Origin of the sequence: Vibrio celticus (genome assembly GCF_024347335.1) — a bacterium.
GTDB classification, from domain to species: domain Bacteria; phylum Pseudomonadota; class Gammaproteobacteria; order Enterobacterales; family Vibrionaceae; genus Vibrio; species Vibrio celticus.
On sequence record NZ_AP025463.1, the window covers coordinates 3155631 to 3182510 of the forward strand.

General features: G+C 44.3%; 19 protein-coding genes. 7 read left to right on the top strand and 12 right to left on the bottom strand.

All coding sequences use genetic code 11. The features are described from left to right. The first annotated feature begins 90 nt into the window (after positions 1-90). On the top strand, positions 91-762 hold the full coding sequence (locus OCV19_RS14130) for a GntR family transcriptional regulator (protein WP_080582236.1): 672 nt from the start codon (positions 91-93) through the stop codon (positions 760-762). Between the two features lie 582 nt (positions 763-1344). On the opposite strand, the gene OCV19_RS14135 is transcribed toward OCV19_RS14130, so the two are convergent. From OCV19_RS14135 to OCV19_RS14180, 10 genes are all read right to left on the bottom strand, one after another. Continuing rightward, complete coding sequence (locus OCV19_RS14135; RefSeq protein WP_065676138.1) at positions 1345-3228, bottom strand: sensor domain-containing diguanylate cyclase; 1884 nt, start codon at positions 3226-3228, stop codon at positions 1345-1347. Between the two features lie 113 nt (positions 3229-3341). Further along, a complete protein-coding gene (ilvN, locus tag OCV19_RS14140) occupies positions 3342-3836 on the bottom strand; it encodes an acetolactate synthase small subunit (RefSeq protein ID WP_008219984.1) in 495 nt (164 codons plus the stop codon). A gap of 1 nt (position 3837) precedes the next feature. After that, a complete protein-coding gene (locus OCV19_RS14145; RefSeq protein WP_019826887.1) occupies positions 3838-5595 on the bottom strand; it encodes an acetolactate synthase 3 large subunit in 1758 nt (585 codons plus the stop codon). Between the two features lie 460 nt (positions 5596-6055). Next, positions 6056-7864, bottom strand: a complete 1809-nt coding sequence (locus OCV19_RS14150; RefSeq protein WP_017066937.1) for an AMP-dependent synthetase/ligase — start codon at positions 7862-7864, stop codon at positions 6056-6058. A gap of 202 nt (positions 7865-8066) precedes the next feature. Continuing rightward, positions 8067-9026: a transcriptional regulator LeuO gene (gene leuO, locus OCV19_RS14155; RefSeq protein WP_065676139.1), complete on the bottom strand. Its 960-nt coding sequence runs from the start codon at positions 9024-9026 to the stop codon at positions 8067-8069. A gap of 347 nt (positions 9027-9373) precedes the next feature. Next, positions 9374-10429, bottom strand: coding sequence for an MJ1255/VC2487 family glycosyltransferase (locus tag OCV19_RS14160; RefSeq protein WP_065676140.1), 1056 nt, complete (start codon positions 10427-10429; stop codon positions 9374-9376). A gap of 54 nt (positions 10430-10483) precedes the next feature. Beyond that, positions 10484-11008 (bottom strand): phosphatase PAP2 family protein, encoded by a 525-nt coding sequence (locus OCV19_RS14165; RefSeq protein WP_017068816.1) that lies wholly within the window; start codon positions 11006-11008, stop codon positions 10484-10486. Between the two features lie 294 nt (positions 11009-11302). Next, positions 11303-14410 (bottom strand): efflux RND transporter permease subunit, encoded by a 3108-nt coding sequence (locus OCV19_RS14170; protein ID WP_065676141.1) that lies wholly within the window; start codon positions 14408-14410, stop codon positions 11303-11305. Next, positions 14407-15744 carry an efflux RND transporter periplasmic adaptor subunit gene (locus OCV19_RS14175; RefSeq protein ID WP_065676142.1) on the bottom strand — a complete coding sequence of 446 codons (1338 nt, stop codon included), beginning with the start codon at positions 15742-15744 and terminating at the stop codon, positions 14407-14409. The genes OCV19_RS14170 and OCV19_RS14175 overlap by 4 nt, the downstream gene beginning before the upstream one ends. After that, the gene (locus OCV19_RS14180; protein WP_065676143.1) at positions 15744-16403 is read right to left on the bottom strand and encodes a TetR/AcrR family transcriptional regulator; all 660 of its coding nucleotides are present in this window, start codon (positions 16401-16403) and stop codon (positions 15744-15746) included. The genes OCV19_RS14175 and OCV19_RS14180 overlap by 1 nt, the downstream gene beginning before the upstream one ends. A gap of 568 nt (positions 16404-16971) precedes the next feature. Between OCV19_RS14180 and leuA the strand changes: the two genes are divergently transcribed. The 5 genes from leuA to OCV19_RS14205 all read left to right on the top strand — a co-directional run bounded on the left by leuA (position 16972) and on the right by OCV19_RS14205 (position 22794). Then, positions 16972-18519, top strand: a complete 1548-nt coding sequence (gene leuA / locus OCV19_RS14185) for a 2-isopropylmalate synthase (protein ID WP_019826902.1) — start codon at positions 16972-16974, stop codon at positions 18517-18519. A gap of 97 nt (positions 18520-18616) precedes the next feature. Then, positions 18617-19708 (top strand): 3-isopropylmalate dehydrogenase, encoded by a 1092-nt coding sequence (gene leuB / locus OCV19_RS14190; protein ID WP_065676144.1) that lies wholly within the window; start codon positions 18617-18619, stop codon positions 19706-19708. Positions 19709-19825: 117 nt separating this feature from the next. After that, entirely contained in the window at positions 19826-21238 is a 1413-nt protein-coding gene (leuC, locus tag OCV19_RS14195) for a 3-isopropylmalate dehydratase large subunit (RefSeq protein ID WP_065676145.1), read from the top strand. A gap of 14 nt (positions 21239-21252) precedes the next feature. Beyond that, on the top strand, positions 21253-21855 hold the full coding sequence (gene leuD, locus OCV19_RS14200) for a 3-isopropylmalate dehydratase small subunit (protein WP_017061388.1): 603 nt from the start codon (positions 21253-21255) through the stop codon (positions 21853-21855). 156 nt (positions 21856-22011) lie between these two features. Then, complete coding sequence (locus OCV19_RS14205; RefSeq protein WP_065676146.1) at positions 22012-22794, top strand: DUF547 domain-containing protein; 783 nt, start codon at positions 22012-22014, stop codon at positions 22792-22794. Between the two features lie 97 nt (positions 22795-22891). Here the strand turns inward: OCV19_RS14205 and OCV19_RS14210 are convergent, their stop codons facing one another. Together OCV19_RS14210 and djlA are read right to left on the bottom strand one after the other, a co-directional pair. Next, positions 22892-23437, bottom strand: coding sequence for a DUF924 family protein (locus tag OCV19_RS14210; protein ID WP_065676147.1), 546 nt, complete (start codon positions 23435-23437; stop codon positions 22892-22894). 57 nt (positions 23438-23494) lie between these two features. Continuing rightward, entirely contained in the window at positions 23495-24349 is an 855-nt protein-coding gene (djlA, locus tag OCV19_RS14215; protein WP_010434455.1) for a co-chaperone DjlA, read from the bottom strand. Positions 24350-24498: 149 nt separating this feature from the next. On the opposite strand from djlA, the gene lptD reads away from it, so the two are divergent. Further along, complete coding sequence (gene lptD / locus OCV19_RS14220; RefSeq protein ID WP_083994288.1) at positions 24499-26853, top strand: LPS assembly protein LptD; 2355 nt, start codon at positions 24499-24501, stop codon at positions 26851-26853. Positions 26854-26880 lie beyond the last annotated feature (27 nt).

Consider the following 26880-nt stretch of genomic DNA (forward strand, 5'->3'; position numbering starts at 1 on the left):
TGTATTATCAATCACAATAGAACTACGTACTGTTAACTTCCAATTGGCTCTTTCTAAGAGACGGAATAGCAGACTAGAAATCATATATAGATGAGGTTTGTAATGTCTAGTCCTACGCTCACTGACAAAGTATCAAAGATGATTCGCCAAGATATTCTTAATGGTGAGTTAACCCCAGGCCAAAAGCTCGTTGTTGCAGATCTAAAAGCACGCTACAACGTCGGCGCATCTCCTATTCGCGAAGCTTTGGTACAGTTATCTTGGAGCAAATACGTAAAGCTAGAGCCACAAAAAGGCTGCTGGGTATCTCCTGTATCAAAGAAAGAACTGAATGACCTATACGAAAGCCTTCGTGTTGTATCATCGGTTCTGCTTAAAAAAGCGATTGCAGCAGGTGATGAGAGCTGGGAACTGGATGTACTAACGTCTTACCATAAACTATCGCGAGTACAGTACGTATCTGAAGAGTTTGATTGTGTAGAATGGGAAGAGCGCCACCAGCAATTCCATGTCGCACTACTTGAAGGTGCAGACTCAGAGAACATGTTTAAGTTCTTTGATGACCTAATTAACCAAGTGAAACGTTACCGCTTCCTCGCTATGTCTGCAGAAAGCGCATCTGATGATCTGTTCAATATTGATGAACACGAAATGATCATGAAACTAGTACTCTCTAAGAATGTAGAACAAGCAACAGAACTGCTTGATCAACACTTACTAGGTTCAATGAAACGAATTGAAGAAGTTATCGAAGCGGCATGATGCCAAGATAGATTCTAACCAAATAAAAACGGAGCCCAACGGCTCCGTTTTTTGTCTCCAGTACCACGACTGAACTACCACCCAAAAAACTCTTTGTGGTGAGTATTGAGCAGCACAACCATAGGTAAAAAATACAATGCACTAAGCTGAAAGCCAAGAATGGCTAATGTGCCTATGGTTAACCTCACTAAAAAATCGACAAACATACCACGCCTCTTTTAACCAGACTGTATGATCCCCAAACTCTTGCTCCAGCTAACCTAATTCTACTGCTGCCTTTCAAGTTATTGATAAGGCTAGCTAACCAGCTGAATTAAGTTAACGGTGTCATCCTTTTACATCTGGTAAACACTCTATTTATTACATCGTTTTACACGATGTAATCTGAAGCAAAGTAGTTTACTTACCGTTCATTTTAGCTCAAATTTCCACCAACATTAGACTTTAGTCTAACTGTATAGATTTTGTGACACAGGTCGCTCAAAAGTGAGATTCCTAATAAAAAGAGGGAAAGGAAAAAGGAGTCGGGGCGCGACTTGAAGAGGTGAAGCAAATAGAAGGCAGGACTAGATAGAAGCGAACCTAAGCGACATCATCATAGCTAGGACACATAGATACCGTATTACGGCCAGAGGATTTAGATTCGTAAAGCGCAACATCCGCACACTTGTATGAGCGAGTACTGTTACTGGTTAAATCCGTAAAGCCAACACTCACCGTTACCTTAGTTCCGGCGGCTAGCTCAATCTCGATTCGTAAGCGATCCAATACGCGCTTTGCTTCTGGCAGTGAGGTGTGTGGCATCAAGAGTGCAAACTCTTCTCCCCCGACACGTGCAACAAAGTCCGTCCCACGAAGGCTATCTTGCAGAAGCTTAGCAACACCAGCAATCACACGGTCACCTTCATCGTGGCCAAGTTCATCATTGATTCGCTTGAAGTTATCGATGTCGACTAAGGCTAAGCAAGTGGTCGCTTCGTTCGGATAACGCTCAACCAAGCGAGAATAGTAGGCCAACTGCTCTTCGAATTTTCGTCGGTTCCAGAGGTTACTCAAAGAGTCACGTTCACTTAAGATCCTCAAACGCACCTCAAGCTCCTTCCTTACGGAAATATCAACCAACGAGGTGATGTAGTAACTGACTTTGCCCGAATTATTTTTGACCGCATGCACTCGCATGATCGCAGTAAAAGGAATACGCAGTTTGTTCTTACACTGAACCTCCCCTTCCCATACTTCTTCTTGCTCTAAATGACTCCAGATAGCCGAGCTTGAGAGTATTTGGTCGGTATTCTCAAGCAGCAACTGCAATGCATTCTGACCGATCACTTGTTTTTTGCAGTACCCAGTCATGTTCTCAAATTCGTTATTGATCATCATTGTGCGGTGCTGCTTGTCAGAGATCATCACTGCCGACATACCATTCAATGCGGCGCGTGCCAATTTACTCTCTAGGCTTCGGCGTCGGTAGTGCGTCACCAGGTAAGCAAACGGGAAAGCGAATATCAGCACCGTAATCAGAACAATGATCTCTTCATGGGCCAAATCACCTAGATCACGCTCAGCCCGATCCATCAGTTGCTTTTGATTAAGTTGAATCAGTAAATGGACCTTTTGACTGTTCGCGAGCATAACCGTGTTAAAGGCAAACAAATTACCATCTTCAAAAACGTATCCCACCTGATCATTGGAGATCGCATCCCACGTCTTCGGCGCGATATTTTTCAGGTTGTAGCCTTTTCTTTCAGGAATAGAGTCTCCGAACAACTTACCGCTGTTGTTACTCGCGATGAAGTAGCCCGCTTCATTGAGAACTTCTGCTCTAAGATCGTTATCTGGTGAAAAACTAAGACGCGACGATAGGCCCCATACATCGAGATTGATAACAAGATAGCCTACTCTTTTGTCAGGGGTTTCTACAGGGGTAAAGACACGAATTACCGGCGAATAAGGGAAGGTGACTTCACCATGCTCCGTTTCAAGCTCAATACCCCAACCGCCAATCTGTTCGCCTTCTAGTTTTTGAGCGTATTGGAAGTAGTTAGAATCCGACCTATCTTGCAGTTGCTGGGGTAACGTCACCCTACCGGTATCAGAGGAATAGTTAACACGCACCAATTCTTTGCCAGTGACATCTAACAGATGAATTTGTGTATACCACTTCTGGTTCACGAGAACAGATTGCCAGACCTCTTCAAGTAGATGTTTAGTTTGGTCTGAGGGAGAAGAAGCAAAGTTAACCAAGCTCTGGCTATGACTGAGTAGCTCCATTACCGAGACTAACTGAGTCTTGAGAAGATCATAATCTCGCTTGGCATACACCAACTGATGAACAGCTTGCTTAGCTGAGTAGTCAAAACTCTGCTGTTTTACTTCTTTGTAACGCTGCAAATAATACAGACATACTGCAGAAGACAATATGATAGAGATAATCAGCAATGTAATTATTGATTTTTTATTTCGCATTGCTAACTCAGATGAATGGAAGTGCAGCGCGGGATTATAGCACTCTAAAAAATTAACAAAATAAAAGCCGCTTAAAAAAGCGGCTTTAAAGTTATTTTTTAAAGACTTATCGTCTAGGCTTTCAACGCACGTTCGCCTCGTGCGATGCCAACAACACCACTTCGAGCTACTTCAAGCACTTCCGTCACTTCAGACAGTGCCTGAATGAAGGCATCCAGTTTCTCGCTCGTACCTGCCATTTGAACCGTATATTGAGAAGCCGTGACATCAACGATCTGACCACGGAAGATATCTGCTGTGCGCTTCACTTCTGCACGAGCAAAGCCGCTCGCACGAACTTTAACCATCAACAGCTCACGTTCAATGTGCTCAAGCTCAGACACTTCTTGCACTTTAAGTACGTCGATTAGCTTATGTAGCTGTTTCTGAATCTGCTCAAGCTGCATTTCGCTCGAGTTAGTGGTGACGTTCAAACGAGACAGCGTCGGATCATCGGTTGGAGATACGTTCAAAGACTCGATGTTGTAGCCACGCTGAGAAAACAAGCCAACCACACGAGAAAGCGCACCAGGTTGGTTTTCCATTAGTAGTGAAATAATGTGTCTCATATTATGTTCTCTCCGTTTTGCTTAGCCACATGTTATCCATACCCTCGCCTTTGATCTGCATTGGGTATACGTGCTCGGTGTCATCCACACTAATATCGACAAATACCAAACGGTCTTTCATCGCTAGTGCTTTTTCCAAACCTGATTCCAGTTCATCCGGAGATGAAATGCGCATACCAACGTGGCCATAAGCCTCAGCGATAGCAGCAAAATCAGGAACAGAGTCCATATATGAGTTAGAGTAACGGCCTTGATAAACAATGTCTTGCCACTGTTTTACCATGCCTAGGAAACGGTTGTTGAGGTTAATAATCTTAACAGGAATATTGTATTGCAGCGCAGTCGACAGCTCTTGGATATTCATTTGAATACTGCCGTCACCGGTTACCACAACCACCTCTTCATCTGGCTTAGCAAACTTAACGCCCATACCAGCAGGCAGGCCAAAGCCCATCGTGCCTAGACCACCAGAGTTAATCCAACGACGTGGCTTGTTAAACGGGTAGTACAAAGCAGCAAACATTTGGTGTTGACCTACATCAGAAGCAACATAAGCATCGCCATTGGTTACTTTATGCAGTGTTTCAATAACTTGTTGAGGTTTAATGCGCTCAGACGATTTCTCGTAAGCTAGGCAGTCACGCTCTTGCCACTGCTTGATTTCACTCCACCAGCTTTCAATCGCTTCTGCATCGTTAGTGCCGCCTTGCTCAACGAGCAAGTTGACCATGCTCTCCAGAACTTTTTCAGCAGAACCTACAATCGGTAGATCCACTTTTACGTTCTTAGAGATCGAAGATGGGTCGATATCAATGTGCATGATCTTCGCATCAGGGCAGTACTTATCTAGGTTATTAGTCGTTCGATCATCGAAACGTACACCAATACCAAAGATCAAATCCGCATTGTGCATCGCCATATTGGCTTCATACAAACCATGCATGCCCAACATACCCAAAGAGTTCTTATGGGTGCCAGGGAAAGCGCCAAGCCCCATTAGGGTGCTTACCACAGGTAAATTCAGTGCCTCTGCTAATTTTAACAGCGGCTTATCCGCCTCAGAAATAACCGCACCACCACCGACATAAAGTACCGGCTTCTTCGCTTCAAGAAGGGCTTTTAATGCCTTTTTGATCTGACCTTTATGACCCGTAACCGTTGGGTTATACGAACGCATTTTGATCGTTTCTGGGTATTCATAAGGAAGCTTGATTTGTGGGTTTAAGATGTCTTTCGGCAGATCAATAACCACAGGACCGGGACGTCCTGTCGTTGAAATATAGAATGCTTTTTTAACGACTTCAGGGATATCTTCCGCTTTCTTAACTAAGAAGCTGTGTTTAACGATCGGGCGTGATACACCCACGATGTCACACTCTTGGAAGGCGTCGTTACCTATAAGGTTATTTGGTACGTTACCAGAAATAACAATCATTGGGATTGAGTCCATGTAGGCTGTTGCAATACCAGTAACGGTATTGGTCGCACCTGGACCAGAACACACAAGTACTACACCCGGTTTACCGGTAGAACGAGTATAGCCATCTGCCATGTGGGTAGCGGCTTGTTCGTGTCGCACTAATACGTGTTTAATTTCAGCAGTTTTAGCATGCAACGCATCGTAGATATCAAGTACAGAACCACCTGGGTAACCAAAGATTTGTTCTACACCCTCTTCAATTAGAGACTGCACCACCATCTCAGCGCCGGATAACATTTCAGCGCCGGATGACATGGCTGTTTCAGGTTTTGTTGTCATATTGCTCTCCTCACCAGTTTCCAATCATATTTGGTGAACATGTTGGGCTGGTTTTTCATAGTCTAGGGCTTATTCGTAGCCTAATTCGAAATACTTCCACTTTTTCGGCTATGGCTGTCTGTCGTGATAACAACAAACAGTAATACGAAACAACTTTAACGCTTTATTATCATCTGGTCTAACACCTGTTATTCGGCAACTGTGCCAAAAAACCAACTATTAGCTCAAAGCATTAAATAAAACCCAACCCAGCCCACCATACTAGGTTTAAACACTAGTTACCGAATAAAAAAAAGCACTTAATATTTCAATAGATCGCTATTTATCGATAAACCGCGAGCTTGCTGGTGTGCGCTTTCGCACATTGTGCTGTGTCATTAGATACAAAAAATCCCCCTAAAAATGCAATCACATTCGTAGGGGGATTTTTAAACAACTGAAAATTTATCTAAGCAGAAAACTACTTATCTTTAGGCTTTTCGTTGTACATTTCTTCGATTTCGTCTTGATACTTATCGTTGATAACTTTACGACGCAATTTTTGAGTTGGTGTCAGTTCACCATCATCCATAGAGAATGCTTTTGGTAGCAGTTTGAATTTCTTTACTTGCTCAAACTTAGCCAGTTCTTGCTGTAGGTCATTCACACGCTTTTCTAGCATCTCGACGATTTGGTGATGCTTAACCAGCTCAACGCGATCGTGATACTTGATATTAAGCTCTTTGGCGTACTCTTCTAGCGAGTCATAACAAGGAACAATCAGCGCAGAAACGAATTTGCGTGTATCAGCGATAACAGCAATCTGTTCGATAAAGTGATCTTTACCAATCGCGCCTTCAACCACTTGCGGCGCAATGTACTTACCGCCAGAGGTTTTCATCAGCTCTTTGATACGATCGGTAATGAACAGGTTACCATTTTCATCAAAATGACCCGCATCACCGGTTTTCAAGAAACCGTGCTCATCGAATGTCTTAGCCGTCTCTTCTGGCATCTTGTAGTAGCCACGCATCACCATTGGACCACGAACAAGAATCTCGTCCTTAGCACCAATTTTTACTTCCGCGCCCGGCATCGACATACCAATCGAATCAGGGTTAAAACAGCGGTCATCCCAACAAGATACTGTTGCCGTGGTTTCTGTCATGCCGTAGCCAAGTTTTACGTTGATGCCGATAGCATGGAAGAAGCGACCAATCGTCTCATCAAGTTTCGCGCCACCACATGGCATGAAGTTGATGTTACCGCCTAGTAGAGCGCGCAGTTTAGATAGCACAAGCTTATCGGCTAGCGCATGGCTCTTCTTCAGCATCAACGATGGAGTACGACCTTCTTGGTGACAAACTGAAAGCTTTGCTCCCATGTTCACTGCCCAAGTAAATAGCACTTTACGAATAAATGGCGCTTTAGATACCTTCTCGTGAATCGCAGAGAAGATCTTCTCGTAGAAGCGTGGAACCGCACACATTACGGTCGGTTTCACATCGCTTAGCGCATCACGCACTTGCATCGTATCTTGCAGGTAGCAGTTGGTTGCGCCTTTATAGAGAACGTAGAACGTCCAAGCACGCTCAAATACGTGTGATAACGGTAGGAAACACAATGAGACATCGTCTTTGCTTAAGCTAAGGCGCTCATCGTGGCCTTCTAACTGGTAGCCAATGTTGGTGTAATCAAGCATTACGCCTTTTGGCTGACCTGTGGTACCAGAGGTATAGATAAGAGTCAGTAAGTCGTCCATGCTTGCATCAGCAAGACGCACGTCAAGTTCAGCTTGTTGTGCTTCAACGCCACGCGCCATGAAGTCATTCCAAGAGACGGCAAAGCTGTGTCCTTGTAGGTCGATGTCATCAGACATAGCCACAACAACTTCTAGCTGCTCGCACTCTTCAAACAGGCTAACCGCCGCATCGAATTGAACTTGCTCACCAACGAATAAGATCTTCACATCTGCATTTTGGATGATGTAAGAAGACTGTGCTGCTGTGTTCGTTGGATAAATCGGCACAGTCACAAGGCGTGCTTGTAACGATGCAAAATCTGCCACGGTCCATTGAGGCATATTGTTCGAATAGATACCGATCTTATCCTGAACTCTCAGTCCTTGAGCCAACAGTGCTAATGAAAGCGTATCGATTTGTTGTCCAAACTGCTGCCAGCTAATGCCTTGCCATACATTGTCTACTTTGTGCTTCAAAGCTGTACGGTTGCCGCCTTGGGCAATTTGGTCACGAAGTCTTTTTACGATATGAAAATCTAAATTGGCCATCTCTTTACCTTTAGGCTTACACCTGTAAGCTTTTTTGAGCGCACAAGTGTACCTCTGATCATGAAAAAGGCAACTGATGAAGCTCAAAGTTATCAGTAATAGTACGTCTAACGCTAAGTTTTCTACCCACTAAAATAGCGCGCATAAAAAAGCCCTAAGCCAGTCTCCTAGCTTAGGGCTTATAAATCATAGGGATTAGTGTCTAGTTAAGTGCCACTACTTCGCCACAGATCATCATTAACTGATCTCGTAACCAAATGTGTCCTTTATCCTTTTCACTTGATTCGTGCCAGCTTAGGAAGCCATAAATCGCCGCATTATCGAATGGGAAATTTAGAATCTGAAGCTGCTCTTTGTTTGCTGCATGTTCAACCATCCAACGAGGAGCAATTGTTACTAGTTCAGATTGGCCTACAACGTAAAGAACGTTGCTCAAGCTCGTACCTTCGTAGAAAGGCGTGCAATCTAGGTCACGGTAAGCTTGCTCAGAGAAGCTACGTTGACCGTGGATGCGAGACAGTTTCGCGTGCTTTTCATTAAGCAGCTCTGCCGCAGAAACTTCACCGTTGATACGTGGGTGAGAAGCAGAAGCAACCACAACCAATTCGTCTTGGAAGATTTCAGTGCTTGAGAAGCCTTGCTCATCAAAACGAGCGTAATCAATAACGAAGTCGATTTCTTGGTAGCGCATACGCTCAGAAAGTTGACGATCGAATTCAGCATCCATGTGCAGTTTAACGCTCGGTGCTTGGTCGTTGATTGTCGACATAATCTTAGGAGCAAAACGCATGTCACAAGGGCTGCAAATCGCAAGTTTGAACAGGCGAGAAGACGACTCTGGAGAGAACACAGAACTTGGTAGTTCGTTGCGTACTAATTGTAGCGCTTGGCGGATTGGACCAAACAACTGACGAGCACGTTGAGTCGGTTGAATACCACGACCTTGACGCATGAATAGTTCGTCGTTAAACATCACTTTTAGACGAGCAACAGCGTTACTTACAGCAGGCTGAGACATACCCAGATTGTGAGCTGCACGTGTAATGTTTTGCTCTTGCATAACTGCATCAAATACAGTCAAAAGATTTAAGTCGACTCCACGAAGTGTGCTTTCCATTCTGTAGCTTGCAATAGCACTCATTGCGTCTTTCTTATCTAACATTCAAGTTGCCTCTTGTCGGTTCGACAGCGTTAAATTGGTAATGGTATGAGAATAGATAACCACTAATTCTTATATTTATCAGACCGATGTTTTTCGGATTGATATTACTATTAACCAATGCATCTCGAGCTACCAACAAGATTGATAAAGAATAATTTTATTTTACCTTAATGATTAAATAACATTTAAAAAATCAATTGTTTATATAGTTATAAAAAAACATAAAATGCGTCACTTATGAGTTTAATTTCGACTTATTTAGCTGTTCTATCGTTTGGTTACATTTGTTACAATTTATTGAACTCGTGAATTGTTCAACCGGTAAATTCAGAAATAGTACTTATGAGTTAGGTGAGCGATGCATAACTTGGAAAGTCGACCTTGTCCCAAAGTTGCTTTCTTAAATCATCTTGATTAGACCAATTCCCTGCTAATACCCACTCAACGAGTGCACTTGCCACGTCTGGATAGGTGACCACTTCGGCCTGTTTTTCACTGAGCCAAGCACGCAAGATAGCCGCGTCTAAAAAGGTCATGGTTTGAGCTAACCCAAGAGCCTCTAGCGTCGCCACATTACTCTGTTGTTCGAACTGCCCTTCAAGTGGTTTGAGAAGCAATTTCTTCCCCAAAGTGAGGGCTTCAGATGGCAATTCAAAGCCACCATTTGCGACCACACCAGAGCACTGATTGAGGTCGAATTGGAAGCCAGCATGACTGAGTGGTTTGAACTCAATATTTTCGACTCGGCGGTGCTCAATAACATCCGGGTGGTAACAGACAAAGTTGTGCGAAATGAACTTCATCAGCAGTTCTGAGATCGACTCAAGATCCTCAAATGGCAAATAGACCAACGTAAAGTCTTGTGTTGTTTTAGTTTGTTGATCACCAACCAGCGTGTGAACGATAGGCGGTAATATAGGCTGTTCAAAGTGATACCAGTGCAAGCCAATAGAGTGCTCGGTTGGGGCTAAATGTTGAATCACTGAATGTTCAATCCAGTTGCCCCCTTCTTTGGGTACATCATAACGAAACGCATTCTGGTGGCTTATCCCAATGCATGGCACACCTTGTCTCTTAGCCGCCCATGCAGTGACAGGCTCAAAATCATTAATCACTAAGTCGTAAGGCGTAAGATCGATCTGGTTAATCTCACGGAGAAATCGCCAGATGTTGTTCTTCATGAATGTTTTGCCGTATTTAACCTGCCCCTGCTCGCTGTAAAAAGTTAAGCCGCTGCGGGTCTGATAGTTGCCAAACGCTTCCATCGAAAAGTATTTGCTCTCATCTCGCCCAGAGAACAGAAAATCGACATCAATATTTTGCTGACGAAAAGCGACGGCCATTGCTCTCGCTCGAGCGATGTGCCCATTTCCTGTGCCTTGTACGCCATATAAAATTTTCATGCATGTTCCTTTAAATTTACCACTTAAGCTCGGCAGTGGTTGCCAACAAAATAATTACAGGATGAAACTGATAGCGAGGCTGGTACAAGCTATGCCCAAGGCTGCTCCAATCAGTACGTCCGTTAAAAAGTGCACACCGAGCAGGATTCGAGAGCCTGCAATCGCAGTTGCCCACACCAAGCTAAAGAGGTACAAGCTCGGATAGAAATGCCCGATTAGGGTCGCCATAACAAAAGCCGCAGCGGAATGCCCTGAAGGCAGGCTGTATTTATCGGATGGCACAATATGAGAGTGAAGTAGTGAAGAGAACTCAGCTGGTCGACGGCGCTTGAGGGTATTTTTAGCAAACCAGTAAATAGGTAACTCGATTGCGAAGGCGGTTAAGCCCACCAAAAGAAAGTCTCGACCAGTGTTGCTATCGGCCAGCAGTGCAATCAAGGCAATCAAAACATAAAGGTGTCCATCTCCAGTATGAGACACCGCTTTACTGAGCGTTGCATGTTGCCCGCCATAGCGGTTGTTTAAACAGAAAACAGAAAATGCCACATCCCAGCGGACAATAGGTTCGATAGTACGCATACGATCTCCTTAACAATCCTTATTCAGTTAAGGCTCAAGTTATGCTCAACAAATGACAGTTAAGTGACGTTTTGAATGAACTAAAATGAAATTTCCCATGCTTGATAGGCAGGTCAATGGATCAAGTCAGGATGGAAATTGAAGCGACCGATAAAAATAAAGCGACCCAAGGCCGCTTTATTCTTCTATGTTTTCACTTCTTTATATAAGCAAGCAAACGCTACTTCTATCGTGTTAATGGTTATAGCGTTCGCTAATAATAGTAGTACTCGCAAATGATAATAGCACTAAAGGCTATAGCGCTAATGGCTCGTGCTTTTTCACCAAACCGAAATCCGCCAATATCGCGTAGGCCGCTGGGATCATAAACAGCACCAGTAAGGTCGAGGCAAATATGCCAAACACGATCGAAATAACCAATGGCTGGATAACCTGTGCCTGTAAGCTGGTTTCCGTCAATAGCGGTAGCAAACCTGCCGCTGTCGTCATTGAGGTCAAGAATACCGCTCGGAAACGCTCACGACTGGCTTTTACCACCGAGTCATGCACGCTATCTCCCTCATCGACATGGTGACGAATGTACTGCACCAACAAGATGGAATCATTAACCACAATCCCGGCAAGCGACACAAAGCCCATCATGCTTGGCATACTCAAAGAATGGCCAAGTATCCAGTGACCAACGACCACCCCAATAAAGGCGAGTGGAATCGCCAACATCACGACCACAGGCTCTAAGTAGCTTCGGAATTGATAACTAAGAATCGCAAACACGCCGAATAAGCCGAGCAAGAACCCTTTGCCCATCGAAGCGCCCGTCTTGGCTGCATCCTTGGCCTCCCCTTCGAAATCAAAGCGTAAACCCGGGTACTTCTGAATAAGTTTGGCTGCTTCATCTTTTTGGAACTGAGCCAGAATCGCGGATGAACTCGCTTTCTTATTATCAATATCACCAAAGATACTGATGGTTCTCAACCCATCAATACGCTGAATTCGCACGTAGTTACGTTGGAAATCTAATGTCGCCAAGGTTGCTAGCGGGATCTGACTGCCATCTGCGGTAATGATTGGGAAGTTAGCTAGCTGCTGTATGTCGCCCGCTTGCTCCTTATCAAGGCGTACTTCAATCGAGATATTCTCAACGCCGATTTGAATCTCGTCCGCCGTTTGCCCAAAGAAAGCCGCCCGTAACTGAGATGCAATCATCTGCCCATTCACATTGTAGGTTTCGGCTCCAGGGCGCAGCTTCACCAAGATCTCTTCTTTACCCATCCGCATGTCATCAAGCACGCCATGCACCCCATCAAACTGATTAAGGTACTCCTGAATATCCAAAGAAGCAGATTTCAACGCGCTCAGGTCATCGTGTTTGGCTCGGATCTCAATAGCACGACCGCCTGGACCCATGGTAGGTTGCTTGAACACTAATGAAATAGGATCCGCTAAGTCGCCAATATCTTCACGCCACGCATCAATGAAGTCATCAATAACTGTGTTACGGCTCTCTGCTCCGCGTAAATCTAAGCGCACTGTGGCTAAGTGCGGGCCAGATTCATTGGCATCGGCGTTGGCATTGAATTGGCTAGTTATGTGCTCGACCAGTGTATTGCCTTCTTCAACCTCTTCGCTCCATTGCTTGTTCAAGCGCTCAGCAGACGCGACAATTTTGTCGATCACTTTCTCGGTTTGAGACAGTGATGCGCCCGGCGGAAGAATGATACGCGCCTCGGCAATATCGCCATCCAGCTCTGGGAAAGGTTGAAACTTAACAACGCCACCAGCAATCAAGGCGACTGAAAGCAACAACAGCGTAATCACTCCGCCCATAAAGGCGTAGCGGAACGTCACGACTTTCTCAACCATGTTCATCAAAGTGGTATTACGAAAGTTCTCGAACTTCTCAAGTAACACAACCTTAAAACGCAGCGCTGGCTTGTCATTCTTTTCTTTGTGTAATGAATGAGATAGGTGATTAGGTAGGATCAGGAAGGCTTCAATCAAGCTTAACGACAGCACCAAAATCAAAACTTGAGGAACAGCCTTAAGCACCGCGCCCATCTCGCCATCAAGAAACAGTAAACTACCGAAAATACACACCGTGGTTAGGAAAGAAGACAGCACTCCGGGAAGCACTTTCTTAACGCCGTTGTACACCGCATCATCAACGTTTTGCCCCCTATCTAAATGGGACGCTATCGATTCGGCGATCACAATGGCGTCATCCATCATAATACCGATTGCCATCAATAGTCCGACCAACGACATAATGTTGATCGACAAACCCAGGTTGGCCATTAAGAACAAGCCACCAAGGAAGGCAACAGGTAAGCCAGCTGCAACCCAGAATGAATAGCGTAAGCTGAAGAACAGCCACATGGTGGCAAATACCAACACAATACCTTGCCAGCCATTGCGAACCATCATGGTAAGGCGATCCCACAGCACAGAGGAGAGATCGTTGGTCATTTGTAGCGTCACGCCATCAGGGGCAATCGCGCTCTGATCTTCAACGAAACGCGTCACGTTCTCTTTGATTCGTAGCGCATCATCTTCTTTGTTTTTACTGATTTTCAACAGAGCCGATGGCTTGCCATCAAACAACACCTTCTGTTCATCAAGCTCAAAGCGGTCGGTTATTTTGGCTATGTCTCTCAAACGGATCACCGAGCCATTAGGCGCGGATCCAACCACGATGCTTTCCAGTTCAACAGGCGTAATTCGTCTCTCGTCAAAACGAATCAGGAAGTTTTTGTCTGGTGTTTCAACGTTACCACTCGGCAGTTTTACATTCTGTCGACTAATTTGATCCGCGATATCACCGACACTCAAGCCCAGCTGACGAATAGCTTGAGTATCCAGTTCCACTCGATATTGATGATCAGAGAAACCGCTGACCTCGACCAAAGAGACATCGTAATCAAGCTTCATGGTACGCTTAAGATCTTCCGCGTAGGCCTTAAGTTCCGGCCACGACGTTTCGGCTGTTATAGCGATATCAACAACCGGTTCATTCCAATCTAGCTCTTGAACAACAGGCGATTCAATCTCAGTCGGAAAATCATTGATCGAGTTGATCTGGGTTTGCACATCCACCAGCATTCGGCCGATGTCCGCTTTTTCATTTAACTTGAGAATTAAACGAGCACTGCCTTCGATCGCTTCACACTGAGTCTCTTCAATGTTGGCTAAGCCGTCTACTGCATCTTCCATTCGCACGCATAAGCTCTCTTCCACTTCTTGTGGAGAAGCTCCGGGATAGACAATCGCAGCCATAATGTAAGGCGGATCGTAAGCGGGGAAGGTTTCACGTTTGATGGTCGATAGTGAGCTTATACCCAAAATCAACAACCCAAGCATCAACAAGTTTGCTGCTGTAGGGTGCCGAGAGAAAAACTTGATCATGACGCACTCTCCTGAGTATCCGATTCAAGCTTAACCTCTGTAGAGTTCGACTCTTTCAGTAACATGCCTTCGATAGCTGGCAGGACGTCATTAAGAACCAATTTATCTCCCGTTTGTAGCTCGCCACTCACAACCACTTGGTTATCTCTGCGATAAAGCACTTCAACACTCACCACTTGCAAGCGCTGATTGTCATCCATCAGGTAAACCTTATCACCGTGCAGTGCTCGCTCTGGAACCACCCAACTTAGATTCGCGACACCTTCAATCTCAGCTTTTACAAACATGCCGTTGACCAAAGGGGTAGCATTGCTTGGCTGCAGTTGTGAATAGTCTTGAGCGATCTCAAGAATAATTCCGGCTGTCGCTTGGTTTTCATCAACCGTCTCACTGATTCTTGCCACCTTCGCAGGCCAACTCAGCTTCAGGTTGCCGCTGTTAAGTTGAATCGTCGCTTTGATTAGCGCTTCATAAGGATTAGGGATCCCTGCAGCATCGCGAGGGAATTGATTAAAGCTCGAGGCTAAAGTTTGCATATCGTGAATAGAAAGTTGCGCCTCCACTTCCATGACATTAATTCCGTGAGCAATAAACATCTCTTGTTGAAGATTAACCACTTGATTTTGTTCGATATCAACCTGAGCAATTCGCATTGCCCTTGGCAAAGTGATAGTGGTCTTATCGAGAGAGCGCTGCGCCTCTTTTACCTTAGACACGTTGACCTTAATCACCGCCTCCGCGACACGCTTTTCATCTGGCATTAAGGCAATTTGGTTCGCAATATCTAATACCAATTTCTGCTGAGACAATGCACTTTGTTGTTGCAGGTCGACATCAGACTGAGAAGTGAGACCTTTCTTACGCAGATCTTGTTTACGCTGTAGCTCTTTATTGCTGATCACCAAACGATTCTTTTCGATCTTAAGAGTCTGATTCAGGTTGTCTTCTTCTTGATTCAATTTCGCTAATGAAGTTTGGCTTGATTTTAGATCCGCCTCTGCTTGTATCAGCTTCAATTCATAATCCAATGGATCAACCTTGAGCACGACCGTTCCTTCAGGAATCACCTGGCCTTTTTCAAGATCTGGATGTCGATACACGATCTGTCCTGTCACCTCAGCAATCGCTTTCCATTCAACTTTAGGCACCACTTTGCCAAAGCCAACCGCTAACGGTGCTATCAGTTGTTGTTCTAGGCTCACAGTATCAACTAAGCGAGCCCTATCACCCGCAGGTTTGGTTGGAAGATCCGGCTTCAAGTTAATCGCGGCGACAAGGCCAATCACACCAACCGCAAGTGCTGGAAAGAAGAGTAGTTTTTTATTTATTTTCATTATCTTTGGTCCTGCACGGAAGAAGGGCTCGGCACGTTGATAAAGCCTTCAGTCATCAGTTGAATGTTGTGTTCGATTAAACGATTAAGAAATTCTTCATTAATCTCAATCCCATGGATTGCCAATAAAGGCGGCGGAGCGATGAAAGGAAACACCATCAAGCTTACATACGAAACACGACACAATTTTGGATCCATGTTCTGTTTTAAGATGCCTTGTTCAACCAACTTTTCAAAAATGACATCTTGGGCTGGCTTGGCAACATCGAGGAAAACCTTTTCGAGCAACTCTCTTTGCACTTCAGAAGGAGGCATATTCATCACTTGGGCTATCAAGCGAGGAAACTTCGGCACCTTGACCATCTCTTTGTAGTAAGTCCGCATTAAATCAAGAAAGTTCTCATGACTGCTTTCTTCAACCAACCTCTGCATCTGCAATTGCATAGGTCGTAGCGTTTCACGCAGCATCGCTTCAAACAGCCCGGCCTTACTGCCAAAGTAATAACGGATCATCGCAATGTTCACACCCGCACGCTCAGCAATCAGGCGCGTCGAGACCTTGTCGTATGGCTGAACGACAAACAGATCACGAGCATGCTCAATCAATAACTGTCGAACATCTAAGTTCTTTTGAGGTCGCCCCGCTTTTCGTGCCGTCATGGCAAAAATCCATCTCTATAATTAATCATCTGATTAATTATAGAGATAAACAGGCGTAACAGTAGAAGATTAATTACTCACCATTTAATCAAGTGATTAATTAATTTAGTCACGCTTGTGATTTTTTTGGTGAATCGTTCCATCAAAAAGATTTACTACAAAGTTTTAACCTACACATAAGCCAAACGATAAACTAACCCCCCAGTACGAAATACTCATTCAGCCGATAACACCAACAAACAACACGCAAGCAGCACAAACCAAACCAAAACACCGCCAAAGCACGCTGATATTGGATTTTCTTGTTTGACGCTCAGAATAAATTGCGGTAAATATGGTGTTAACAGTTTATTTACGGATATTTGTGTAATGATTTTTTCTTCTTCTCGACTGCTGAAACTTCTCCTTATCGTGAACCAATCGCGCGGGTAAGTTGTGGGTCAAGAACTACACAAATATTAAAACCCGCGCTGAGCGGGTTTTTTTGTAACTGGCACTTTTAAAAGAACATCATTCTTAATAATAATTTGGATAGCAATCGATTCATTATCGATATAAGGAAGCACCCATGAACGATCAAGTGATAATTTTTGACACGACCTTACGTGATGGCGAGCAAGCGTTGGCAGCAAGCCTTACGGTAAAAGAGAAATTACAGATCGCTTATGCACTTGAACGACTGGGTGTAGATGTTATTGAAGCGGGTTTCCCTGTTTCATCGCCAGGCGATTTCGAATCAGTACAAACCATCGCAAAGAATATTAAAGATAGCCGCATCTGTGCGCTTTCTCGCGCAGTAGCGAAAGATATCGATGCCGCTGCCGAAGCACTAAAAGTAGCTGATCAGTTCCGTATTCATACCTTCATTTCTACATCGACGGTTCACGTACAAGACAAATTACGCCGCAGCTACGACGATGTTGTCGAGATGGCAGTAAAAGCAGTTAAACACGCTCGTAACTACACAGACGATGTTGAATTCTCTTGTGAAGATGCCGGTCGTACTCCTATCGATAACCTATGTCGCATGGTTGAAGCCGCTATCAACGCTGGCGCAAAAACCATCAATATTCCAGACACCGTAGGCTACACAGTACCGAATGAGTTTGGTGGCATTATCCAAACACTATTTGATCGCGTACCAAACATCGATCAGGCGATCATCTCTGTTCACTGTCACGATGACTTAGGCATGTCGGTTGCGAACTCAATTGCTGCCGTTCAAGCAGGCGCTCGACAAATTGAAGGCACAATTAATGGTATTGGTGAGCGTGCGGGTAACTGTTCTTTAGAAGAAATCGCAATGATCATCAAAACTCGTCAAGAGCTATTAGGTGTTCATACTGGTTTGGATCATAAAGAGATTCACCGTACCAGTAAGTTGGTTAGCCAGCTTTGTCACATGCCAATTCAAGACAACAAGGCAATCGTCGGTGCTAACGCATTCAGCCACTCTTCAGGTATCCACCAAGATGGCATGCTTAAGAACAAGAACACTTACGAGATCATGACGCCTGAATCTATTGGTTTGAAAAACAAAGCTTTGAACCTAACCAGCCGTAGTGGTCGTGCAGCCGTTAAGAGCCACATGGACGCAATGGGCTACAAAGACAATGAGTACAACCTAGATTCATTGTACGAAGACTTCTTGAAACTGGCTGACCGTAAAGGCCAAGTATTCGATTACGATCTAGAAGCACTAATGCACTTCGCAAATCTACGTGACGAAGATGACTTCTATAAACTTAACTACCTAAGCGTACAATCTGGTAGTGTTATGTCTACCACCAGCATCAAGTTGCAATGTGGTGATGAAGAGAAATGCGAAGCGGCTGTCGGTAATGGACCGGTTGATGCTTTATACCAATGTATCTACCGCTTAACGGGTTACGAAATTGCATTGGATAAATTCGACCTTACCGCGAAAGGTGAAGGCGAAGATGGCCTAGGCCAAGCTGATATTATTGCTAACTATAAAGGCCGCAAGTACCACGGCACTGGCGTTTCAACGGATATCGTTGAGGCCTCTGGTCAAGCGCTATTGCATGTTATCAATAGCATTCAACGTGCAGATACCATCGCTGAAATGAAGCAGCAAAGAATCGCAACCGTTTAAGCACCCAATAACAGAGCCCTAGAGCCGCTGTTGTTGGCTTTAGGGACAAAATTTAAAACGAGCGAAAGAGCTCAGTAACAAGAATTAAAGGATTAACATGACTGATAAATCATACAAGATTGCCGTACTACCTGGTGATGGCATTGGCCCAGAAGTAATGCAGCAAGCACACAAAGTGCTAGACGCGATTGAAAAAAAGCACGCGATTAGCTTTTCTCGTGAAGAGTATGATGTTGGTGGTATCGCCATTGATAACCACGGCTGTCCACTTCCAGAAGCGACAGTAACAGGCTGTGAAGAATCTGACGCTGTACTATTTGGTTCGGTTGGCGGCCCTAAATGGGAACACCTTCCACCAAACGATCAACCAGAGCGTGGTGCCCTACTTCCTCTACGTAAGCACTTCCAACTGTTCTGTAACCTACGTCCTGCCCAAATCCACAAGGGTTTAGAGTCTTTCTCTCCTCTACGTGCTGATATCTCAGGCAACGGGTTCGACATCGTTGTTGTTCGTGAACTAACCGGCGGTATCTACTTCGGCCAACCTAAAGGTCGTGAAGGCGAAGGCGCAACTGAGAAAGCTTTTGATACAGAGGTTTACCACCGTTACGAAATCGAACGTATTGCAAAGATTGCGTTTGAATCTGCACGTCTACGTAACAAAAACGTTTACTCAATCGACAAAGCAAACGTTCTGCAGAGCTCTATCTTATGGCGTGAAGTGGTTGAAGAAATCGCAAAAGATTACCCAGATGTCACGCTAAACCACATGTACATCGACAACGCGACCATGCAGCTAATCAAAGACCCATCTCAGTTTGACGTAATGCTATGTTCAAACATCTTTGGTGACATCATCTCTGATGAGTGCGCAATGATCACAGGCTCTATGGGTATGCTTCCTTCTGCAAGCTTAAACGAAAGTAACTTCGGTCTATACGAACCAGCGGGCGGCAGTGCTCCAGATATCGCAGGCAAGAACATCGCAAACCCAGTTGCACAAATTCTTTCTGCAGCGCTAATGCTTCGTTACAGCCTAGGCGAAGAAGCGGCAGCACAAGACATTGAAACAGCGGTATCTAAAGCGCTTTCAGCAGGGGAGCTAACAGCAGACCTTGCAGGTGAGAACCAAGCGCTTACTACCTCTGAAATGGGTGACAAGATCGCTGAGTACATCTTAGCTTCATAAGCTAAATGCTCCGATTAGAAGCAAGTACATAAGAATAATATCAAGCCAAGTCAGCGTAAACCGCATGACTTGGCTCGAAACAAACACTGGGACTGATGCTCCCAAGGAAGAAAAGCTATGTCGACAAACCAGCAAGCAAAAACCTTATACGAAAAAGTTTACGACGCGCACGTTGCAGTAGCAGCAGAAGGCGAAAATCCGATCCTTTACATCGACCGTCACCTAGTCCACGAAGTAACGTCACCACAAGCCTTTGATGGTCTGCGTGAAAAAGGCCGTAAAGTTCGCCAAGTAGGCAAAACTTTTGCGACCATGGATCACAACGTATCGACACAAACTAAAGACATCAACGCTTCTGGTGAGATGGCTCGTATCCAAATGGAAACGCTATCGAAGAACTGTGAAGAGTTTGGTGTCACGCTTTACGATCTAAACCACAAATACCAAGGTATTGTGCACGTAATGGGCCCTGAGCTAGGTATTACGCTACCGGGAATGACCATCGTATGTGGTGACTCACACACGGCTACACACGGTGCATTTGGCTCACTAGCATTCGGTATCGGTACTTCAGAAGTTGAGCACGTTCTAGCTACGCAAACACTAAAACAAGCTCGTGCTAAAACGATGAAGATCGAAGTAAAAGGCAAGGTTGCTCCAGGCATCACTGCAAAAGATATCGTGTTAGCGATCATCGGTAAAACTACAGCTGCAGGCGGTACTGGCTACGTTGTGGAATTCTGTGGTGAGGCAATTACAGACCTTACGATGGAAGGTCGTATGACGGTATGTAACATGGCTATCGAGCTTGGTGCTAAAGCAGGTCTAATTGCCCCTGATGCAACGACATACGAGTACATTAAAGGTCGTAAGTTCTCTCCACAAGGCCAAGACTTAGAAGCGGCAATCGAATACTGGGATACATTGAAAACCGATGCTGATGCAGAGTTCGATGCGGTTGTTACATTAGAAGCAGCAGACATTAAACCACAAGTTACTTGGGGTACTAACCCAGGTCAGGTTATCTCGGTAGACACGCCAATCCCTGCACCAGAAAGCTTCGCTGACCCTGTTGAAAAAGCATCTGCAGAAAAAGCGCTGGCTTACATGGGCCTTGAAGCCGGTAAATCTCTATCTGATTACAACGTAGATAAAGTGTTCGTGGGTTCTTGTACTAACTCGCGTATCGAAGACATGCGTGCAGCAGCAGCGGTAGCGAAAGGCCGTCAAGTAGCGAAACATGTTCAAGCGCTTATCGTTCCGGGTTCAGAGCAAGTTAAAGCACAAGCTGAAGCTGAAGGCCTAGATAAGATCTTCATCGAAGCAGGCTTTGAATGGCGTTTACCAGGCTGTTCTATGTGTCTTGCTATGAACAACGACCGTCTAGGTCCACAAGAGCGCTGTGCTTCTACATCAAACCGTAACTTTGAAGGTCGCCAAGGCCGTGATGGTCGTACGCACCTAGTTAGCCCAGCAATGGCAGCCGCAGCGGCAATCGCTGGTCACTTTGTCGATATTCGTGAACTTTAATTAGAGGATTTAACATGTCAGGTTTTCAACAACACACCGGATTAGTCGTTCCTCTAGATACGGCCAACATCGATACTGATGCGATCATTCCAAAGCAGTTTCTACAGAAAGTAAACCGCATCGGTTTTGGTAAACACTTGTTCCACGATTGGCGCTTCCTAGATGACGCAGGCCAACAACCAAACCCTGAGTTTGTAATGAACGAAGCTCGCTACCAAGGCGCTTCAATTCTACTGGCTCGTGAGAACTTTGGTTGTGGTTCATCTCGTGAACACGCACCTTGGGCGCTTGCCGATTACGGTATCCAAGTGATGATTGCGCCAAGCTTTGCTGACATCTTCTACGGTAACTCAATCAACAACCAAATGGTGCCCGTTCGATTGACTGAGCAAGAAGTGGATGAGCTATTCCAATTCGTTGAAGCGAATGAAGGTGCAGAAATTACGGTTGATCTAGAAGCAATGAAAGTTAGCGCGAACGGCAAAGAGTACTCGTTTGAAATTGATGAGTTCCGTCGTCACTGCTTACTGAATGGTTTAGATAATATCGGCCTTACACTTCAACACGCCGATAAGATTTCAGAGTTTGAAGCTAAGATTCCTAGCTTCCTAAAATAATGAGACGTTTCTGAATAAATCTAAAGGTTGGCCAAGTGCCAACCTTTTTTATTTGTCTAAGCTTTTAACTTAACTTCATATGTTTATTTAAATGAAGAGCACTGAAAGAAAATGGTAAGCCATAAGGTCTTAGTAGTCAGTCATCAGGAGAATGCCATGAAACAACTACTTTTTATTGTCAGCCTACTTTTCTCAACCTTAGCTTGGTCTGCGCCTAAATCCGATCTTTGGCCATACTGGAACCAAAGCGACGAAACCAATCTAGAACAGGTATCTCATCAAGATTGGCAGCAATTCCTCGATAGCTACTTGGTTAAACAGGGGCAAAATACGTTAGTTCGCTATAAAGCGGTGAACACTGCCGATAAGACAAAACTTAAGCAATACATCAAGCAACTCGAACAGGTGAATCCGCTCAACTTTTCAAAAGCGGAGCAATATGCCTATTGGGTTAATCTATATAACGCCGTGACTGTCGATTTGATTCTTGATGCCTACCCGATCAAATCCATAACTAAACTTGGCGGACTATTTAGTTTCGGGCCGTGGGGAGATGATGTGGTAGTCGTTAACGGGAAATCACTGACACTCAATGACATTGAACACCGAATCCTCAGACCGATTTGGCAAGACCCTCGTACGCATTATGCAGTGAACTGTGCCAGCCTAGGTTGCCCTAACTTACAACCTGACGCTTTTACCTCTGACAATATTGAAACCTTGCTAGAGCAAGCTGCAACTGAGTTTGTAAGCAGTGACAAAGGCGTACTGGAAACAAATAACAAGCTTCAAATATCATCGATTTACGAATGGTTTGCTGTGGATTTTGGTACGAAGAAACAACTTATTCGTCACTTAGAACAATATCGAACTCAACCTGTAACGAATACTCAAAACATCAGTTATGAATACGATTGGTCGCTCAACCAAGCAAACTAGCTCTAAGGCTAAAATTCATTACTAAAGTAAAAAAAAGAGGCGAGAGTTTTTTATTTACCTCTAACCTCTTCTCAATTCTTTGACCGTATTTCTACGATTAAAAGCTTGAGCCCGGTTGCTGCAAGAATTCAATTTCTTCAGGAGTCGAAGCTCGCCCTAACACCTCATTACGGTGAGGGTAGCGACCAAATCGCTCAATGATAACTTTGTGCTTAAACTCAAAATCCAAATTATGTTCTAATCCCGTTTGAGAAAAGAGTTCCACGGCTTGTTCATGGACTAACAAAGATTCACTGTGCATATAAGGCATATACAGGAAGCTTTTCTGTTGCTCGTTAAGCTGGTGATCAAAACCACCCGCTACCGCCTCTTGGGCTAGAGCCAACGCCATCGGATCAGAAGAAAATGCTGTCGGGCTGTTTCTACCTATATTTCGAGAAAACTGATCAAGTACGATAATCTCAGCCAATCGCCCTTGCGCAGTTTGGCGCCACTCAAATAGCTCGCCTTGAATGGCTGCTTTATGCAATTCAGAAAATCGAGACTCTATCAAAGTGTCAATCTCGGCGCCGCCAGTGAACCAATCTTTAGGCGTCAACTCATCGAACCAAAACTCTAGAACATCCTGATACATTACCGTCATATAATTCCCTTTAATAAAAAACCGAGTAACTTTGTTATTACTCGGTCTAGTGTTCGATTACTTAAAACCTTTGACCTTCTTTATTAAGTCATAAGCATTTTGAATTTCTTGCGATTTTTCTTTCGCGACATTCATCATCTCAGGCGGTAAGCCCTTCGCCATCAGTTTATCTGGGTGATGTTCATTCATCAGCTTGCGGTAGGCTTTCTTCACCTCTTTACCGTCAGCACTTTCACTCACACCAAGAACCTTATATGCGTCGCCAAGCTGGTTCTGTTGCGAAGCCTGTTGCCAACCTGATGATTGCCCATGGCCTTGATGGCCACCAAAGCTTCCACCTTGCTGTTGGAAACGGAACGCAGCTTCTTGCATCTGCAAGCGGCGTTCTAGTTGTTCTGCCGAAAACCCAAGCCCTTGCGCTATTTTATGCAGAACTTGACGTTCACTCGGGTGCAAACTTCCATCCGCAAATGCAGCGGATACTTGAAGCTCTAAAAAGAACTGCAGAAGATCAAAACGACCACCCGATGAGATTTTCACTCGCTCAAGTACGTCGCTCAGAGGGAAGTCGCTCTCTTTGCCGTCACGGAATGCATCTTGCGCAGCTTTGCGCTGTTCGCCATGCAGGTTCATACGCTCCATCATGGTAGAAGCGAGTTGAATCTCTTCTGGCGTTACCTGCCCTTTCGCTTTAGCAACGTGCCCCATAACCGCAAAAGCGGATTTAAAAAACTCGTTCTGTCTTTCTGCTTGGCTTGGACCTCGACCAAAACCAGAGCTATTGAAGCCTGATTGGTTCAATCGGCGAGCTTTATCGAATTGGTGTCCTAAAAACAGACCAAAAACTAAACCGAGTGGCCCTCCAAATAAAAAGCCAAAAAACGCGCCCAAAATTTTGCCAAATATTTGCATTATGTGTTCTCTATCTATGAATTTTATCTGAGTAATGCTGTCTGATGATGCTGAATGCTATTATTTCCTTTATCATAAGGAGAATGCTTTATTAATTGGATTGATACTAGATCAACCCTTCATCTAGTGACACAGGATAGTTCAACTTCATGCAATCTTTTTCCCGCACCTTGTTAGCCGCGTCTATAAGTACGGCGTTATACGTGTCGACAACTCAAGCTGAAACAATCACCGATAGTAGTGTGCAGGAAATGCCCTCTATAGATCAATGCTTGATCGAGCCCGCTGCAGAAAACGAGACACAGCTACCCGCTCATGTTGAGTCAGATCGCTTAGAAGCTATCAATGGTGACAAGGCAATATATTCAGGTGACGTAGTCGTTACGCAAGGGAACAAGACCATCCTTGCCGATAACGTAACCCTGCACCAACAAGAAAATATCGTTGTAGCTGAAGGCAACGTAAACTTTAGTGACGGTCAAATCAAATCTATCTCAGACAGAGCGACCAATAATCTAAATACCGATCAAATCGAACTAGAGAACACCCAATACCAGTTTCTTTGTGAACCAGGCCGAGGAGATGCCCAATATATATCTCGCACTGGCAAAGCGGTTTATACCATGGAAGACGGGTCTATCACATCCTGTCCACTTGGTGATAAATCATGGCGGTTAAAAGCCTCTAGTATTGAACTGGATCAAGATGAAGAAGAAGCAACATTCTACAATCCGCGCTTTGAAATTCTAGATGTTCCTGTTTTCTACCTGCCGTATCTCACCGTTCCAGTTGGTGATAAACGTAAAACTGGCTTTTTGTACCCAACGATTTCATACGGCTCTAGTGATGGTTTCGAAACCGAAGTGCCATTTTATTGGAATATAGCACCAAACTACGATCTACTTATCACAACTAAATATATGGCAGAACGTGGAACACAACTGAATAACGAGTTCCGTCATTTAAGTGATTTTGGTGAAAGTAACTTAAAGTTCGAGTTCCTAGAAAGTGATGATAAATATCCAGAACAAGGCAGTCGTTGGGGCGGGCAGTTCAACTTTGAAGGGATCTATCAACAAGCATGGAAGTTTGACATCGACTATTCAAAGGTTAGTGATGTTAATTATTTTTCAGATGTAGATTCAAATATCGGTAACCGTGAAGATGGTCAGCTTTTACAATCAGGACAAGTTACTTACCGATCTCTAAACTGGGATGCATCCATCGCAGTTCGTGACTTCCAAGTACTTACCGATGGAGATAACCAAGCCTATCGTTTAATGCCACAGCTAACGTTCAACTATTACACTCCTGTTATATGGGACTCTGTAGAAGTTGATATGATTAGCCACATATCTCAATTTGATACAGATGCAAAAGGAAAACCGACAGCAACACGTTTGCATATAGAGCCAGGGGTAAAAGTTCCATTAAGTACGACTTGGGGAACATGGACGACCGAAGCTCGGCTACTTGGGACATACTACAACCAAGATCTGAGTGGTGTAGATACATCGGTATCAGAGTATGCTGATTTAGAAGAAAGTGTTAGCAGAGTTATACCCGAATTTAGAAGTCACGCCGGTATTGTACTTGAGCGCGACACTACATTAATGAACGGGTACACTCAAACTCTTGAACCACAAGTTCAATACCTTTACGTTCCCGAAGAAGAACAAAATAACATTGCTCGCTACGATACTACTCTTTTACAGACAGATTATTACGGCTTATTTAGAAGTAGGAAATACAGTGGGGTTGATTTTATAGCGGCTGCAAATCAGCTAAGCTATGGTGCATCTTCTCGCTTCTTTGATGACGAGTACAAAGAACGTCTTAATATTTCTTTCGGTCAAATTTTTTATATCGATAAAGAAACAAAACAATCATCTGGCAGTAACGATTCAACAGATAAATCTAATTATTCATCCTGGGCAGTTGAGGTCGACTTTAATTACGATGACTACCTTTTTTACCATGGTGGCGTTCAATACGATATCGACTCATCAGAAATGCAACTAGCCAATAGTACAATTGAATATCGAATAGACAGTAACGGTTTTGTTCAAGCAAACTACCGCTACGTCACCAAAGAGTACATTGAAGACAATGTCGGTGAGACCATTACTAATATAGATGAAATAACACGTGAAGGTATCTCACAAGCAGGTTTAGTCACAGGCTACCAGTTCACTCCAAAATGGTACGCGAGCGCTCAGTACTATCATGATGTAAATGAAAACATCGCTATCGAGTGGTTAGCAAACCTACGCTACAAAGATGACTGCTGGTATGTAGGAGTTACCTACAGCAACGAACTCCGAAGCTGGACTGGTAATGGCTACTCAGACATAAATGCTGATCCTGTTTACGAAAACAACTTTAGTGTCAATTTTGGTATTGTAGGCTTCGGTACATCTGCTGGATCTGGGTCAAACGTTTCAGGCTTCGATAGCTCTGGAAACTCTTTAGAGTACGGTCGCCCATTCTTCTTAAACAACTAATTTTCTTTATTGATAAAACATCAGTAA

What these genes read in the sequence shown, in the direction of transcription:
- OCV19_RS14130 (WP_080582236.1), top strand. Translation starts at nt 91, where the DNA reads ATGAGGTTTGTAATGTCTAGTCCTACGCTCACTGACAAAGTATCAAAG.
- OCV19_RS14135 (WP_065676138.1), bottom strand. Translation starts at nt 3,228, where the DNA reads ATGCGAAATAAAAAATCAATAATTACATTGCTGATTATCTCTATCATA.
- ilvN (WP_008219984.1), bottom strand. Translation starts at nt 3,836, where the DNA reads ATGAGACACATTATTTCACTACTAATGGAAAACCAACCTGGTGCGCTT.
- OCV19_RS14145 (WP_019826887.1), bottom strand. Translation starts at nt 5,595, where the DNA reads ATGACAACAAAACCTGAAACAGCCATGTCATCCGGCGCTGAAATGTTA.
- OCV19_RS14150 (WP_017066937.1), bottom strand. Translation starts at nt 7,864, where the DNA reads ATGGCCAATTTAGATTTTCATATCGTAAAAAGACTTCGTGACCAAATT.
- leuO (WP_065676139.1), bottom strand. Translation starts at nt 9,026, where the DNA reads ATGTTAGATAAGAAAGACGCAATGAGTGCTATTGCAAGCTACAGAATG.
- OCV19_RS14160 (WP_065676140.1), bottom strand. Translation starts at nt 10,429, where the DNA reads ATGAAAATTTTATATGGCGTACAAGGCACAGGAAATGGGCACATCGCT.
- OCV19_RS14165 (WP_017068816.1), bottom strand. Translation starts at nt 11,008, where the DNA reads ATGCGTACTATCGAACCTATTGTCCGCTGGGATGTGGCATTTTCTGTT.
- OCV19_RS14170 (WP_065676141.1), bottom strand. Translation starts at nt 14,410, where the DNA reads ATGATCAAGTTTTTCTCTCGGCACCCTACAGCAGCAAACTTGTTGATG.
- OCV19_RS14175 (WP_065676142.1), bottom strand. Translation starts at nt 15,744, where the DNA reads ATGAAAATAAATAAAAAACTACTCTTCTTTCCAGCACTTGCGGTTGGT.
- OCV19_RS14180 (WP_065676143.1), bottom strand. Translation starts at nt 16,403, where the DNA reads ATGACGGCACGAAAAGCGGGGCGACCTCAAAAGAACTTAGATGTTCGA.
- leuA (WP_019826902.1), top strand. Translation starts at nt 16,972, where the DNA reads ATGAACGATCAAGTGATAATTTTTGACACGACCTTACGTGATGGCGAG.
- leuB (WP_065676144.1), top strand. Translation starts at nt 18,617, where the DNA reads ATGACTGATAAATCATACAAGATTGCCGTACTACCTGGTGATGGCATT.
- leuC (WP_065676145.1), top strand. Translation starts at nt 19,826, where the DNA reads ATGTCGACAAACCAGCAAGCAAAAACCTTATACGAAAAAGTTTACGAC.
- leuD (WP_017061388.1), top strand. Translation starts at nt 21,253, where the DNA reads ATGTCAGGTTTTCAACAACACACCGGATTAGTCGTTCCTCTAGATACG.
- OCV19_RS14205 (WP_065676146.1), top strand. Translation starts at nt 22,012, where the DNA reads ATGAAACAACTACTTTTTATTGTCAGCCTACTTTTCTCAACCTTAGCT.
- OCV19_RS14210 (WP_065676147.1), bottom strand. Translation starts at nt 23,437, where the DNA reads ATGACGGTAATGTATCAGGATGTTCTAGAGTTTTGGTTCGATGAGTTG.
- djlA (WP_010434455.1), bottom strand. Translation starts at nt 24,349, where the DNA reads ATGCAAATATTTGGCAAAATTTTGGGCGCGTTTTTTGGCTTTTTATTT.
- lptD (WP_083994288.1), top strand. Translation starts at nt 24,499, where the DNA reads ATGCAATCTTTTTCCCGCACCTTGTTAGCCGCGTCTATAAGTACGGCG.